Genomic DNA, 15,207 nt, shown 5'->3' on the forward strand with positions numbered 1-15,207 from the left:
TTCTCGTGTTCCTGAATGTGGCTGTATTTTCTGGGCATAGCAAAGACCTCCTGTAGTAGTTTTATTCTACCACAGGAGGCCTTCTTTTTTCACTGTCTACTTTTACTGGAGCAGTTCACAGGCCAGGCGCTCTTTTTATTTACAGATTGGACAGTTTTCTAGTTTTATAACAGATTTCCAGCTTATTCGCCCAGGTCGGCGCCGTTGGTAGCGATAACCTGCTTGTACCAGTAGAAGCTGTCCTTCCGGCTGCGGGCCAGGGTGCCGTTGCCGGCGTTGTCCTTGTCCACATAGATGAAGCCGTAGCGCTTCTTCATCTCGCCGGTGGAGGCGGACACCAAGTCGATGGGACCCCACATGGTATAGCCCATCACCGGCAGGCCGTCCTCGTCCACCGCCTTGATCAGCTCCTTGATGTGGGCCCGCATATAGTCCACGCGGTAGCTGTCGTGGATGCTGCCGTCGGCCTCCACCGTGTCGTTGGCGCCCAGGCCGTTCTCCACGATGAACAGGGGTTTCTGGTAGCGGTCGTACAGGGCGTTCATGGTGGTGCGCAGGCCCTCGGGATCGATGGCCCAGCCCCAGTCGCTGGCCTTCAGGTAGGGGTTCTTGACGCCGCCGAAGGCTGCGTTGCCCGAAGCGCCGTCCTTGGCCAGCAGCTCCTTGTCGGTGGTGACGCACCGGCTGGAGTAGTAGCTGAAGGAAATGAAGTCCACGGTGCCGGCCTTCATGTCGGCCTCATCCTCGGGGGTGCAGTCCAGAACGATGCCGTCCCGCTCCATCCGCTTCTTGGCCCAGACGGGGTAAGCGCCGCGGGCCTGGGCGTCGATGAAGAAGAAGTTATCCCGGTCGGCCTCCAGGGCGGCCCGGACATCGGCCGGGCTGCAGGTGCGGGGATAATACTCGCCGGCGGCCAGCATGCAGCCCACCATGGCACCGGGCATCATCTCATGGGCCAGGCGCACAGCCTTGGCGCTGGCCACGATCTCATAGTGTGCGGCGCGGTACTGGACTTCGGTGGGGTTCTCCCCTTCCTCGAACAGGATGCCGGCGCCCATGAAGGGCAGGTGAAGCAGCATATTGATCTCGTTGAAGGTGAGCCAGTACTTGACCTTGCCGTTGTAGCGGCGGAAGATGGCGGTGCAGTACTTCAGGTAGGCGTCAATCATCCGCCGGTCCTTCCAGCCGCCGTATTTCTTGATCAGGGCGATGGGGGTATCGAAGTGGCAGATGGTGACCAGGGGCTCGATGCCGTACTTGTGGCACTCGTCAAAGAGGTCGTCGTAGAACTTCAGGCCTTCTTCATTGGGGGTGTCGTCGTCGCCGTTGGGCAGGATGCGGGTCCAGGCGATGGACAGGCGGTAGCACTTGAAGCCCATCTCAGCAAAGAGCTTGATGTCCTCCTTGTAGTGGTGGTACATATCAATGGCCTGGTGGGCGGGATAGCTGTGGTCTGCATCGCAGTCCAGCATCTTCATCTGGCCCCGCATGACGGGCATACGGTCAGGGCCAAAGGGAATCACGTCCACGGTGGACAGGCCGCGGCCGCCCTCATTGTAGGCGCCCTCGCACTGGTTGGCCGCGGTAGCGCCGCCCCACAGGAAATTTTCAGGCAGAGACATAACGGTATTCCTCCTTGCTTTTTCTCTCAAAAAGGTCCCCGAAGGACACTGTTCTCCGGGGACCATGGTGTTGATGGAACGGCCGCCGGGTCAGGCGGACCGTACAGGGTTCTTTTTTCCGGATCAGGCCTTGGCGTCCTCTGCGTCTGCGGTGTCCACAGCGGGCTTGGTCAGATCGATGCTGCGGATCTTCTTGCGGACCGGCAGGATGCTCTTGGGGTTCACCGACAGTTCATCCACACCCATGCGCAGGAAGGTCTCGGTCAGGGAGGTGTCTGCGCCCAGCTCGCCGCAGATGCCGACCCAGATGCCATGGCGGTGGCCTGCGTCGATGGTCATCTTGATCTCGCGCAGGACGGCGGGGTGATGGGGATTGGCGAAGGGCTCCAGCTTGGCGTTCTGGCGGTCGATGGCGCAGGTGTACTGGGTCAGGTCGTTGGTGCCGATGGAGAAGAAGTCGCACTCCTTGGCCAGGTCGTCGGCGATCAGGACGGCGGCGGGGGTCTCGATCATGGTGCCCACTTCGATCTCGCCGATCTTCTTGCCCTCGGCGGCCAGCTCCACCTTGCACTCGTCCAGGATGTTCTTGGCGTCGTGCAGCTCACGCAGGCTGGTGATCATGGGGAACATGATGCCCACATTGCCGTAGGCCGAAGCCCGCAGCAGGGCCCGCAGCTGGGTCTTGAAGAAGTCCTTGCGGGTCAGGCAGATGCGGATGGCGCGGTAACCCAGAGCGGGGTTCTCCTCGTGGTCCAGCTTCATGTAATCGACGGTCTTGTCGGCGCCGATGTCACAGGTGCGGATGATGACCTTCTTGGGGGCCAGGGTCTCCACCACCTGCTTGTAGGCCTCAAACTGGTACTCCTCGGAGGGGTAGTCCTTGCTGTTGAGGTAGACGAACTCGGACCGGAACAGGCCCACGCCGCCGGCGTCGTTCTGCTGGACCGAGCCCACGTCGCCGATGCCGCCGATGTTGGCGTAGACGTTGACGGTGGTGCCGTCCAGGGTGGTGTTGGGCTTGCCCTTCAGCTCCTGGAGCAGGGCCAGCTTCTTCTTGTCCTCCTGCTGACGCTTCTGCAGGCTCTTGAGCAGGTCGGGGGTGGGATCAACGTAGACGCAGGCGTTGTAGCCGTCGATGACTGCCATCTTGCCGTCCCATGCGTCATCGATCTCCTTGCACTGGATCAGGGCAGGGATGTTCATGCTGCGGGCCAGAATGGCGGTGTGGCTGTTGGTGCTGCCCTCGCGGGTGATGAAGCCCAGCAGCAGGCTCTTGTCCAGGCGGACGGTCTCGGAGGGAGCCAGGTCCTCGGCCACCAGGATGGTGGGCTCGGTGCCCTGCATGCTGTCCACATCGGTGCCCTGCAGGATGTCCAGCATGGCCTGGGCGATGTCGATGACGTCGGCGCTGCGGGCCTGGAGATAGGGATCGTCCATGGCTGCAAAGACGGCAGCCTGGTTGGTGCCTGCGGTCTTGATGGCGTACTCTGCGCACATCTTCTGCTTGGTGATGATCTCGCGGATGGCGTCCACAAAGTCGTCATCCTCCAGCATCATGGCGTGGATATTGAACACCTCGGCGATCTCCTCGCCGGCCTCCTCCAGAGCCTTCTCGTACAGGGCGGTCTGCTGCTGGATGGCCTTCTGCTGGGCATCCTCAAAGCGCAGCAGCTCCGCGCCGGTGTCGGTGACGGGCTTGGTGGAGATGGTGGTATCTTTCTTCTTGTAAATCTTGATCTTGCCGATGGCAATGCCGTTCAAAACGCTTTTGCCGGTACCTACCTGCATAACTGTATCCTTTCTCCGTCCAGACGTTTGCCTCTGTACGGGGCGGCTGGACGGCTGCCTTCAAAAAAAGCCCCCGCAGGCTTACCGCGAGGGCTCAGGAACGGTTGTTCTTAGAGGTTCTCAGTCATGAACTTCTCGATGTCGGCCACAGTAGCGTCCTCATCGTCGCCCTCAACCTTGATGGTAACGGTGTCGCCCTGCTTGACGCCCATACCCATCAGGGCCATCAGCTTGCGCATATCGCAGCTCTTGCCGTCCTTCTCCAGGGTAGCGGTGCTAGCGTGGCCCTTGACCACCTTGACGAGCAGGCCGGCCGGACGAGCGTGGATGCCGCATGCATCCTTAATGGTATACTGGAATTCCTTCATAGATCATTTCTCCTTATATCTGGCGTAAACTTGCAGCAGCGCAGCTGCGCTCAAATCATGTGCATACAGGCATACACATTTTTCGATAACATTATTATAAACCCTGCACCGATTTTTTTCACCCTTTCATTTTGCCAATTTTTCATTGCGTTTTTTGTGATTATTGAACAAAATGTATTTTCCTTCCCCTGCCTTTTATTGGTATACAACAAAAAATCCCGTCAGAGCGTGCTTTCACGCATCTGACGGGTTTGAACAAGTTACTCCACCGGATAGCCTTCCGAGTCCAAAGGCAGGTCGGTGTAGAGGGCGGTGCTCTCCTCGGCGTAGACGCCGGGTTCTCCGGAGGTCTGCTGGGCCGCGCCCTCCGGGATGGCCACCACCGTTGTATCCTCCATGGCGGCCATGGCAGCCTGGGCGTCACCCATTCCGGTGACCACCCCCGACGGCTTTGACAGCAGATAGGCCCCGATGGCCTTTTTCTTGTACACCAGCAGCACGCCGTAGCGGCTCTCCTCGCCGCTGGAGGCGGAGGGGATCAGGGCCTGCCATTTTTCCACCGTCTTGCCCTTGTAGCGGGACAGGTCCATCCCGCTCTGGCCCACCACCTCGTTGAAGGCCGCGAAACTGTCGTCCCACTTGCGGGGGATCTTGACCTTGTCGGCGGTGATGGACGCCCCGTCCACCTCGATGCCGTAGCCGGTGAACCAGGTCTGAATATCCTGGGCCGACTCAATTTTGCTGCTGGTACCGGCCGCTGTCTCCACAGTCTGGTTGCTGATGTACCGCCCCAGCAGGGCGCTGCACACCACCACCGCGCAGCACATGACGCCCACACCAATGTGGCGCAGCCGCGTCCGGTTCAATGTCACTACAAACATAGTTCCGCCTCCCCTACCCTCTGCCAGGGTGTATCTGACAAAATGCAACGTACTGAGATGCACCCTCAGTCTGGAACAGTGTATGCGCCAAACGGGGAACTTTATGCCACAGAAAAAGCCCCCGCCGGCCCAAAGGGCGGCGGGGGCGGAAGGCAGGGGAAAATTCAGGACTCGGTGGCGATGTCGCTGCCGAAATACTTCTCGGAAATTTCGGTCAGGGTGCCGTCGGCCCGCAGAGCCTCGATGGCCTCGTTGATGGCGGCCAGCAGGGTGTCGGACTCGCCGCCCTTCTTGACCGGGATGCAGACGTGGCTGGCGTCCTCGGTCTGGGCCACAATCTTGAAATCGGCATCGGGATGAACGTTCAGATAGTCGTAGAAGGACACATCGGCGTTGAGGGTAGCGTCCACACGGCCGGACACCAGCATCTGGATGGTCTCATCCAGGGTGTCCACGCCCAGGACCTCGGCGCCGTAGCTCTCGGCCAGGGTCATGTAGGTGCTGGCGATGGAGTTGGCCGTGGTCTTGCCATCCAGGTCCTCAAAGCTGGTGATGTCGGTGTTGTCCGACTTCACCGCCAGAGCGGTGTGGATGTAGGCGTAGGGCTCGGAGAAGTCATAGCTCTTGGCCCGCTCCTCGGTGACCTCCACGCCGTTGCAGACGATGTCGTAGCGGCCGGCGTCCAGGCCGGCGAACAGGCCGTCCCATTCGCCCTCCACGTACTCGGGCTCTACCCCGATGTACTGGGCAATGGCCCGGGAGACCTCCACGTCATAGCCCACCAGGGTGTCGGTGTCGTCGTGGTAGGTCCAGGGAGACCAGGCGCCCTCCATGGCCACAATCAGGGTGCCACGCTGGCGGACCGCCTCCAGGCGGTCGGCTGCGCCCGAGGCGGCCCCGGAGGCAGACCCCGAAGCGGCGGCGCTGCCGGCGGTGGAAGAAGCGTCCGAGCTGCAGCCGGACAGCTGCAGAACCCCTGCGGCGGCCATGACGGCCATCAGGGAAATAAAGGTTTTGCGTTTCATGAAAAAATCCTCTCTGTGTTTGGTTACCGGTTGGCAATGCGGCTCAGGAAGGCGCGGGTGCGCTCCTGCCGCGGGTTGGCAAAGAATGCGGCGGAGGGTGCGGTCTCCACCACCTGTCCGTCCTCCATAAAGACCACCTGGGTGGACACGTCCCGGGCAAAGCCCATCTCGTGGGTCACCACCAGCATGGTCATTCCCTCGGCGGCCAGCTGGCGCATGACGTCCAGCACCTCGCCGGTGAGCTCGGGGTCCAGGGCGGAGGTGGGCTCATCGAAATAGATGATCTCGGGGCTGGTGGCCAGGGCCCGGGCAATGGCTACCCGCTGCTGCTGGCCGCCCGACAGCTGATGGGGGTAGTGGCTGCACCGGTCGGCCATTCCCACCTTTTCCAGCATCCGCACCGCGATCTCCTCGGCCTGGGCTTTGGGCATCTTCCGGGCCACGATCAGGCCCTCGGTGACGTTCTGCAGGACGGTCTTGTTGCGGAACAGGTTGTAGCTCTGAAAGACAAAGCCGGTTTTCCGGCGGATGCAGGCAATGTCGGCGTGGGACACCCGGGCCAGGTCAAAGGGCTCCCCGTCAAAGGTGAGACGGCCGCTGTCGGCTTTTTCCAGAAAGTTGATGCACCGCAGCAGGGTGGTTTTGCCCGAGCCGGAGGGGCCCAGAATGGCCACCACCTCGCCCTTTTCCACCGACAGGTCCACCCCTTTGAGGACCTGCAGGTCCTCAAAGGATTTGTGAATGTCATGTACTTCCAGCATCGGCATGGTATCCCCTCCTCAATTAAACCCGTGGGCGTTGAGGTATTTCTCGCCCTGTTTCTGCACCCAGGTCAGGACGGTGCAGAACATCAGATAGATGACGGCCAGCTCACAGTACACCGGCAGGAACTGGTAGGTATAGGACGCCACCCGCTGGGTGGCCATGAACATCTCGGCGACGGTGATATTGGCCGCCAGGGAGGTGTCCTTCACCATGCCAATGAGGGAGTTGGACAGGGGCGGGAAAGCAGTGCGCAGGGCCTGGGGCAGAATGATCCGCCGCATCACCTGCCACCAGGACATGCCCACGCAGTAGCCCGCCTCCAGCTGGCCCGACGGCACCGATTCCAGCGCCGCCCGGATGGTCTCGGCGCAGTAGGCGCCCTCGTTGATGGAGAAGGCGATGACCGCCGTGGGGAATGCGTCCAGCACGATGCCCATGCTGGGCAGGCCGTAAAAGATGATGAACAGCTGCACCAGCAGCGGGGTGCCGCGGACCACCCAGATATACACCCGGGCCAGCTGGCGGAGCACCGGCACCTGGGCGAACTGCACCAGGGCCACTGCCGCCGCAATCACCAGGGCAAAGGCAAAGGACAGCACCGTCAGCGGGATGGTGACCGCCAGGCCCGGCAGCAGGATGCGGGGGAAGGATTCGATCAGCACCTGAACGGTGCGGTTTTGCAAAAGTGTCTCAAACATCATAGAAACCTTTTCTTTCACAGGACTTTCGGCCCGGCAGGTACAGTCGGGGGCTTACATACTATAGCACCAAACCGGCCGGAAGGCAAATACCTGTCCTGTATATCCTACCATACTTCTAGGGCATAGTCAAAGCCCGCCCCCGGGCGGGGCTTTTGGCCCTGCCGTTCTCCCGCCTCTGTGCCGGGGCGGGAGACTTGGGCCAGGGACGGGCCGGTTGGGTTTCAAACGTTATCCCAGGCAGTTGCCGCAGGGGGTGTAGCCCGCCTGGACGGCCTCCTCATAGCTGGAGAACAGGACCTGGTTGGCGGGGTCCGGCAGATTGGAACAGCTGGGCAGGTGGAACTTCTTGGAGTTGGCGTTGCCGATATAGGCCTGAATGGTCTGGGTGGAGCTGCTCTGCTGGCCGCTGCCGTCGGTCAGGGTGGGGTTCTGCTGCTCGGGGGCGGCGTACTTCTCACTGGAGACGGTGTAGTTGGTCCCGTCGCTGGTGATGGTCACGGTGCCCGCCAGGTCGGTGCGCCAGACGTCCACCCCGGCGTCGCGCAGGCGGCTGAGGGTGTTCTCACTGGGGTGGCCATAGCTGTTCCCCTCCCCCACCGAGATGACGCCTACCTCAGGCAGGGCGCTGTTCAGAAAGACATAACCGGTGGAGGTCTCGCTGCCGTGGTGGCCCACCTGGAGCACGTCCACGTCCAGATTGGCCCCCGAGTTCACCAGATCGCTCTCGGCCTTCTGCTCCATGTCGCCGGTCAGCAGGAAACTGGTCTGGCCGTAGTCAATCCGCAGCACCAGGGAGGTGTCGTTGGTGTCGTCGTACTGGGCCACCGGGCCCAGCACCTGGACGGTGGCGCTGCCCAGCTGCCAGCTGGTGCCCACCGCCGGGATCTCCACGTTCAGGCCCTGCTGCTGGGTGTACTTGACAAAATCCTGGAAGCACTGGGTGTCGTTCTGGGTCACGGGAGCATAGACGTGCCCCGCCGGGAACTTGGCCAGCACCGCCGCCAGGCCGCCCACATGGTCCTCGTGGGCGTGGCTGCAGATGACGTATTCCAGCCGGGTCACGCCGGCGCTCTCCAGATAGGAGACCACCAGGCTGCCGTCGGCCACGTTGCCGCCGTCATACAGCATGCTCTGGCCGTCGCAGGTCACCAGGACGCTGAGGGCCTGGCCCACATCGATGAAGTTCACCGAAAAGCTGCTGCCCTCGGCCGGGGTCTGGGTCTGGACTGTGCTGGAGGCCGGATAGCCGCCCTCCCCCAGCAGGGCCAGAAGATCCTGGCATCCGGCCAGGCTCAGAGTCAGGGCCGCTGCAAGTGCCAGCGCGGTGAGGCGGCGCAGCAGCCGCCCGGTGATGGTGTTTGGTTTCTTCATTTCTTACCCTTGCGGGGACCGGCCCCGCCCTCCTTTTTGGTGGTCTTTTTGGGGGCGGTGCGGGGTGCAAAGCGGGCCCCCGGCACCGGCTTGCGGCCGGCGGGCTTTTCCTCCCGGCCGGCGCCCTTGGGATGCACGGTATAGCTGCCGTCCGGGTGGATGGTGACGTCCCGGGCCTGGGTCTGTTTGGCGCTCCGCTGCACCGCACGGCGTCCCGCCGCCGGCACCAGCAGGGGGATCAAGTCCTCCCGATGGGTCATCTTGAGGGCCTTGATGACCTTCTCGGCGTTGCGGGGCTCATAGTACTGGAGCAGCGCCCGCTGGAGGACCTTGCCCTCGGCGGTCTTTTCCACAAAGACCGGCTTGAGGGTGTAGGGGTCCAGACCGGTGTAGAACATGCAGGTGCTGACGGTGCCCGGGGTGGGGTAGAAATCCTGCACCTGTTCGGGCCGCATATGGTTCTTGTACAGGTACTCGGCCAGGTAGACCGCGTCCTTCAGGGTGCTGCCCGGGTGGCTGGACATCAGGTAGGGCACCAGGTACTGTTTCTTCCCTGCCCTGCGGCTCAGCTCATAGAACTTGTCCTTGAACTTGTTGAACACCTCGATGGGGGGCTTGCCCATATAGGCCAGGGTGTTGGGGGCGCAGTGCTCGGGGGCAACCTTCAGCTGGCCCGACACATGGTACTCCACCAGTTCCTTGAAGAAGGTGTCGTCGGGGTCGGCCATCAGGTAGTCAAACCGGATGCCGCTGCGGACAAAGACCTTCTTGACCCCCGGCAGCTCCCGCACTCGGCGCAGGATGTTCAGGTAGTCGCTGTGGTCCACAATCAGGTGGGGGCAGGTCTGGGGAGCCAGGCAGTGCTTGCCGCCGGTGCACATGCCCTTCTTCATCTGCTGGCCGCAGGAGGGGAAGCGGAAGTTGGCGGTGGGGCCGCCCACGTCATGGATATAACCCTTGAAGTCGGGTTCATGGGTCATCCGCTCGGCCTCGGCCACAATGCTGTCGGCGCTGCGGCTGGTGACCCGCCGGCCCTGATGGAGCTGGATGGCGCAGAAATTGCATCCGCCGAAGCAGCCCCGGTTCTGGATGATGGAGAACTGCACCTCCCGGATGGCGGGCACCCCGCCCATGGGCTCATAGATGGGGTGATAGCGGCGGGTATAGGGCAGGGCGTAGACCTTGTCCAGCTCCCAGCGGACCAGGGGCTTGGCGGGCAGGTTCTGGACCAGGTATTTCTCGCTCTGCTTCTGGACGATGATCTGGCCGCTGACCACATCCTGGTTGTCCATCTGGATGCGGCAGGCCTTGGCATAGGCCACCTTGTCCGAGGCCACCTTTTTGTAGCCGGCGCACTCCACATAGTGGGCGGGCAGGTGGTCAAAGTCGGTCATATAGCAGGTGCCGTCCACATCGGTGATGGTGTCGATGGACTCCCCGGCCGCCAGGCGGCGGGCAATCTCCACCGTCTGGTGCTCGCCCATGCCGAAGCTGATGAGGTCGGCCCCCGAGTCCTCGGCGATGCTGGGCAGGACGGTGTCCAGCCAGTAGTCGTAGTGGGCGAACCGCCGCAGAGAGGCCTCCAGGCCGCCCAGAATCACCGGCAGGTCGGGGTAGGCCTCTTTGGCCAGGCGGGTGTAGACGGTGGCGCTGCGGTCGGGACGGCCGCCGGCCTTGCCGCCGGGAGAGTATTCATCCTCGGCCCGGGGGATCTTGGCCACCGAATAGTGGCTGACCATGCTGTCCACGTTGCCGCCGCCGATGAAAAAGCCATACTTGGGTTTGCCGAACCGCTTGAAGTCCTCACAGTCGGTGTAGCGGGGCTGGGCCAGCACGCCCACCCGGTAGCCCTCGGCCTCCAGCAGCCGGCTGATGATGGCGGTGCCAAAGCTGGGGTGGTCCACATAGGCGTCGCCGCCCACCACCACAAAGTCCAGCTGATCCCAGCCGCGCTTTTCCATGTCCTCCCGGCAGATGGGCAGGAACTCGGTATATTCCGGATATCCGGCTGTCGTTGTATTGCTCATAGTTTTCCTCACTGGTTACGGGTGGATCTGAGAACGCAAACACGCCGGACCCTTCGTCCCAAAGATGCAGCTGCAAGGCGCAGGAGCGCCGCACTCCTCTGTGGAATGCAAGCGGCTGCAACGCGGCAGATGCGCTTTGGGGCAGAATGAGACAGCGTGGAGGTGTTTTCAGATACACCTTAGGGGTTGTCGGGCTGGTTGAGATTCATTTCCAGCCACTGCTGCCGGCTGATGAGAACCGCACGGGGCTTGGCGCCCTCGTAGGGACCGATGATCCCCTTCTGTTCCATCTCGTCCATAATGCGGGCGGCCCGGGCATAGCCCAGTTTGCACCGCCGCTGCAGCAGGCTGGTGGAGGCCTGGCCGGCGTCGATGACCACCTCCACGGCGGCCTTCAGCATGGGATCGTCGGCTTCGCCGCCGTCCTCATCGTGGTCCTTGCCGTTCTTGTCCTGGATGGTGTGTTCCTCCATGGCCTGGATCATGGCCTCGTCGTACTGGACGGTGCCCGAGGCCTTGATGAAGGTCAGCACCCGGCTGATCTCCTCATCCTTGACGTAGGTGCCCTGGATGCGGATGGGCTTGGGTGCGCCCACCGGCATGAACAGCATATCGCCCATGCCCAGCAGTTTCTCGGCGCCGGCGCCGTCCAGAATGGTCCGGCTGTCCACCTGGCTGGACACCGCAAAGGCGATGCGGCTGGGGACGTTGGCCTTGATCAGGCCGGTGATGACGTCCACGCTGGGACGCTGGGTGGCCACAATCAGGTGCATGCCGGCGGCACGGGCCTTCTGGGCAATGCGGCAGATGGAGTCCTCCACGTCCTTGCCCACCACCATCATCAGGTCAGCCAGCTCGTCGATGATGATGGCAATGTAGGGCAGCTTCTCCAGCATGGGGTCCTCGGCCGCCAGCTTGTTAAAGGTCTTGATGTCGCGGACGTTGTTGTCCGCAAAGAGGCGGTACCGCCGCTCCATCTCGGCCACCGCCGAGCTCAGCGCGCCGGCGGCCTTCTTGGGCTCGGTGATGACCGGCATCAGCAGATGGGGGATGCCGTTGTACTCGGCCAGTTCCACCACCTTGGGGTCAATCAGGATCAGCTTCACGTCCTCCGGACCCGAGCGGAACACCAGGCTCATGATGATGCTGTTGACACAGACCGACTTACCGCTGCCGGTGCTGCCTGCAATGAGCAGGTGGGGCATCTTGCACAGGTCGGCCACCTGGGCCACGCCGGCAATGTCCTTGCCCAGGGCGATGGTCAGGGGGCTGGTCATGTGGCGGAAGCTCTGGCTCTCGAAGATGCTGCGGATGCTGACCGCCGCCCGCTTGCGGTTGGGCACCTCGATGCCCACCGCCGGCTTGCCGGGGATGGGGGCTTCCATGCGGATGTCCGCCACCGCCAGGTTCAGGGCCAGGTCGTCGGCCAGGGAGGTGATGCGGCTGATTTTCACGCCGGCCATGGGCTGCACCTCATACCGGGTGACCGCCGGGCCGCGGGAAATATCCAGCACCCGGGTCTTGACGCCAAAGCTCTCCAGGGTGTCCACCAGCTTCTGGGCGTTGGCCTGCAGCTCGCTCTGGGCGCCCTCGTTGGTCTCCTCGGCGGGCTTGTCAAACAGCTCGATGGGAGGATACTCATAGGCCGCCGGGACCGTGCTCTCCTCGGGAGCCGGGGCGGAAGCCGCCGCGGCCTGTTCGGCGTCGGCGGGCTTTTCCATGGCGGCCGCTGCCAGGGTGGCAATGTCGCCGGAGTCGCCGGCGGCATCCTCCTCCACCCGAATCCATCCGTCTTCCTCCTCAGCCGGGGCAGAGGCGGGAGCAGGAGCCGCCGGGGAAACCGCGGCGGGGGGCGGGGTTACCGGCGACACGGTGGACACCGGCGGAACCGGCGTCACAGGCGCTGCGGCGGGGGTCACATCGGCCTGGAAGGGCACATGCAGGCCCGCGGTTCCCTCGTCCTTGTCCTGGTCGTAGAAAGCCGCATGATGCGCCCGGACCGCAGGGTCCGTCGTAGACGGACGCAAAGGGTTGAGGCCAAAAGTTCCGCCCGGCCCGGTGATGATGGGCTCGATGGGCTCGCTGCCGCCGTCCGACACCGCCGCCGGGTCGGGGCCCAGGTCGATGTCGAAGGGGGCCCGGGGATGGCTCACCGCCGCCGACTGCAGGGGCGTCTCGGGCTTGGGGTCAGGCTCCTGGGTGTTGCCGTCCTCGTCGGGCAGACGGCCCTTGCCCAGAATGTTGGACAGCCAGGCTGGCATCCCCAGATGGAACCCCGGTTCGGGCTCCAGGTCATCGTCGGGGCCGGTGTCGTCGATGAGGTAGTCGTCCCCGTCCTCCAGGGCTTCCTCGGCCTCGGCGGCGGCTTCCGCCTCCGCCTTGGCCGCCAGGCGGGCGGCCCGGCGCTCCTCATGGGCGGCGCGGCCGTCGGCATAGACGGCCAGGCCCTTTTCCCGGGCTCCGCCCAGCACCGCCGACAGCCACTGCCAGATGTCGGCGGGGGTCACGTCAAAGATATAGCAGCTGGCGCAGATGGCCAGCGCCGCCACAATCAGATTGGCCGCGGGACGTCCGCACAGCAGCAGCAGCGTGCCGCCCAGCAGCCCGCCCATGGAGCCGCCGCCAAACCATGCGTTGACGCCGTTGTCGTAGCAGGCAATCCCCATCTGCAGGACCGTCATGCCCTGGGTGGGGATGTCCGAAAAGACCACCGCCGCGCCGCTCAAAAACACCAGGCCCAGCAGCAGTTTGGCTATGCAGCCCAGCACCGGCTCGTCCCGGGCGGTCAGCACCGCCATATAGCAGACCGCCGGCCCCAGCACAAAGCTGCCGGCCCCAAACAGGCCGAACAATATATCGTGGGCGGTGTGCCACACCGACTGTCCATCCACAAAGGCCAGCAATAAGAGCAAGATCCCTCCAAACAGGGTGATGCTGCTGGCCAGCAGGCGGCGCTGGGTCTCCTGCCTGGCCCGGGCATTTTTGCCCCGGGCGCCGGATTTTCGTTTCTTTCTCGCCATTGATTCCCTGTACCTCTCAGCAAAAAATCTCATAGGTCCTTTTATTGTATCACGGGCGGAACAAAATGGCAAACCTGCGGCGGCAGACGGCTTTTTTCGCGCCGGATTCCCAAAAGAAAATCCGGGCCCGCCCCGAAACAGAGCAAGCCCGGATTGGTCCGAACGTCATTGTGTTTTGTGCAGCCGGCGGGCCGCCAGCGCCCGCATTTCACCCAGCGGGCCGCGGTTGAACCGGGCGGACAGAACCCCATAGGACACCACTCCTACCCCCATCTGGACCCCCAGCAGGGGCAGCGGTTCCAGCGGCAGCCAGCCCGCCAGGCCGGCCAGAATTCCCATCAGGGCCGAGACCGCCAGCGAGGGCAGGATATCCTCCATCTGCCGGCCCAGCCGGTACCCCACATACCGGCTGGAAGCCGCCATAAAGCCCGCCAGGCTCACCAGGGTCATCAGCAGGTTTCCCAGCGCCATCAGAAGGATGCTGTGGAACCAGAAGGCCGCCGCCAGCACCGTGGCCACCGCCGTCAGGTTCACCGCCCCAATGATCCGCAGCGGGGCCGTCTCCCGCCCCACTGCCAGCAGGATTTTGTGGCAGCAGGTTTCCAGGGGACGGGTCAAACAGGATGCGCAGAAAATTTGCAGAAAGGGCACGCAGGGCAGCCACTTGTCGGTCAGGACCACCCGCACGAAATTTTCAGCCACCGCCGCAAATCCCACCAGCATCGGCCCCAGCAGAAACATCCCCATCCGGATGGACCGCCGCAGCATCCCCAGCAAAGCCTCCGGGTCATCCTGCACCCGGGCATAGGCGGGCAGCATGACGCTGTTGATGGAGCTGTTCACATTGTCCACCAGCAGGGCAGGATACTTGCTCCCCTGGTCGTAGAAAGCCAGCTCGGCCGAACCGAAGACTTTTCCCACAATCAGGCTGCGGCCGTTCTGCTGCAGGCCGGGCACCAGATCGGCGGCCAGGACCTTCCAGCCAAAGGAGAAGATGTACCGGGCCCGGGCCGGGCAGAACTGGAACCGGGGCCGCCACCGGTCCACCGCCAGCAAAACGCCTGCATGGACGGCAAGATTGGACAGAGATTGAATCACCAGCGCCCAGACGCCCAAACCGCCCAGCGCCGCCGCCACCCCCGCCGCTCCGGACAGAACCGTCCCCAGCAGGGAGGCGGCAAAGTACCGGCGGAAGGCCATCTCCCGCTGGACGCTGGCCCGCTGGATGTTGTTGAGGGCGGCCAATATCAGCCGCAGGCCCATCACCCGCATCACCGCCGTCAGGGCGGGCAGGCCGTAAAACCGGCCGATGGCGGGGGCCGCCCAGAACAGCAGGCCGTACAGCACCGCCGCCAGGCCCAGGCTCAGCCAAAAGGCGGTGTTGAAATCAGCGGGGCCGGCGTCGGGTTTGCGCACCACGGCGGTGCCCAGGCCGCTGGTGACAAAGATATTGCACAGGCTGACAAACACCGTCACCACCGAGATCATCCCGTAGTCGGCGGGGTCCAGCAGCCGGGCCAGCAGCATGGCCACCAGCGTGGCCACCGCCTGGGCCGACATCCGCTCCCCAAAGGACCAGAACAGCCCGGATGCAATGCCGTCCCCGCGGCGGGGACTGTCTTTTGCCATGGCTGCCCCC

The 15,207-nt window shown here is 63.4% G+C and carries 11 protein-coding genes; all 11 read right to left on the minus strand.

Going from position 1 to position 15,207, the window contains the following annotated elements:
• Positions 1–182: 182 nt before the first annotated feature.
• The 11 genes from B5G28_RS08085 to B5G28_RS08135 all read right to left on the minus strand — a co-directional run bounded on the left by B5G28_RS08085 (position 183) and on the right by B5G28_RS08135 (position 15,197).
• On the minus strand, positions 183–1,622 hold the full coding sequence (locus tag B5G28_RS08085) for a 6-phospho-beta-glucosidase (protein ID WP_087247682.1): 1,440 nt from the start codon (positions 1,620–1,622) through the stop codon (positions 183–185).
• A gap of 123 nt (positions 1,623–1,745) precedes the next feature.
• On the minus strand, positions 1,746–3,410 hold the full coding sequence (ptsP, locus tag B5G28_RS08090) for a phosphoenolpyruvate--protein phosphotransferase (protein ID WP_087247684.1): 1,665 nt from the start codon (positions 3,408–3,410) through the stop codon (positions 1,746–1,748).
• A gap of 110 nt (positions 3,411–3,520) precedes the next feature.
• On the minus strand, positions 3,521–3,778 hold the full coding sequence (locus B5G28_RS08095) for an HPr family phosphocarrier protein (RefSeq protein WP_087247686.1): 258 nt from the start codon (positions 3,776–3,778) through the stop codon (positions 3,521–3,523).
• A gap of 260 nt (positions 3,779–4,038) precedes the next feature.
• Positions 4,039–4,659, minus strand: coding sequence for a DUF4830 domain-containing protein (locus B5G28_RS08100; RefSeq protein ID WP_087247688.1), 621 nt, complete (start codon positions 4,657–4,659; stop codon positions 4,039–4,041).
• A gap of 164 nt (positions 4,660–4,823) precedes the next feature.
• Positions 4,824–5,684 (minus strand): transporter substrate-binding domain-containing protein, encoded by an 861-nt coding sequence (locus B5G28_RS08105; RefSeq protein ID WP_087247690.1) that lies wholly within the window; start codon positions 5,682–5,684, stop codon positions 4,824–4,826.
• Between the two features lie 23 nt (positions 5,685–5,707).
• Positions 5,708–6,451, minus strand: a complete 744-nt coding sequence (locus B5G28_RS08110) for an amino acid ABC transporter ATP-binding protein (RefSeq protein ID WP_087247692.1) — start codon at positions 6,449–6,451, stop codon at positions 5,708–5,710.
• A 12-nt stretch (positions 6,452–6,463) separates the two neighbouring features.
• Positions 6,464–7,147, minus strand: coding sequence for an amino acid ABC transporter permease (locus tag B5G28_RS08115; protein WP_087247750.1), 684 nt, complete (start codon positions 7,145–7,147; stop codon positions 6,464–6,466).
• 231 nt (positions 7,148–7,378) lie between these two features.
• Positions 7,379–8,521 carry an MBL fold metallo-hydrolase gene (locus tag B5G28_RS08120; RefSeq protein ID WP_087247693.1) on the minus strand — a complete coding sequence of 381 codons (1,143 nt, stop codon included), beginning with the start codon at positions 8,519–8,521 and terminating at the stop codon, positions 7,379–7,381.
• On the minus strand, positions 8,518–10,548 hold the full coding sequence (locus tag B5G28_RS08125) for a YgiQ family radical SAM protein (protein WP_087247695.1): 2,031 nt from the start codon (positions 10,546–10,548) through the stop codon (positions 8,518–8,520). Before B5G28_RS08125 ends, B5G28_RS08120 begins: the two co-directional genes overlap by 4 nt.
• 179 nt (positions 10,549–10,727) lie before the next feature.
• Positions 10,728–13,568 (minus strand): DNA translocase FtsK, encoded by a 2,841-nt coding sequence (locus B5G28_RS08130; protein ID WP_087247697.1) that lies wholly within the window; start codon positions 13,566–13,568, stop codon positions 10,728–10,730.
• Between the two features lie 165 nt (positions 13,569–13,733).
• Positions 13,734–15,197 carry a lipopolysaccharide biosynthesis protein gene (locus tag B5G28_RS08135; protein WP_087247698.1) on the minus strand — a complete coding sequence of 488 codons (1,464 nt, stop codon included), beginning with the start codon at positions 15,195–15,197 and terminating at the stop codon, positions 13,734–13,736.
• Positions 15,198–15,207: the final 10 nt, after the last annotated feature.

The organism is Faecalibacterium sp. An77 (assembly GCF_002161315.1).
GTDB lineage: Bacteria > Bacillota > Clostridia > Oscillospirales > Ruminococcaceae > Faecalibacterium.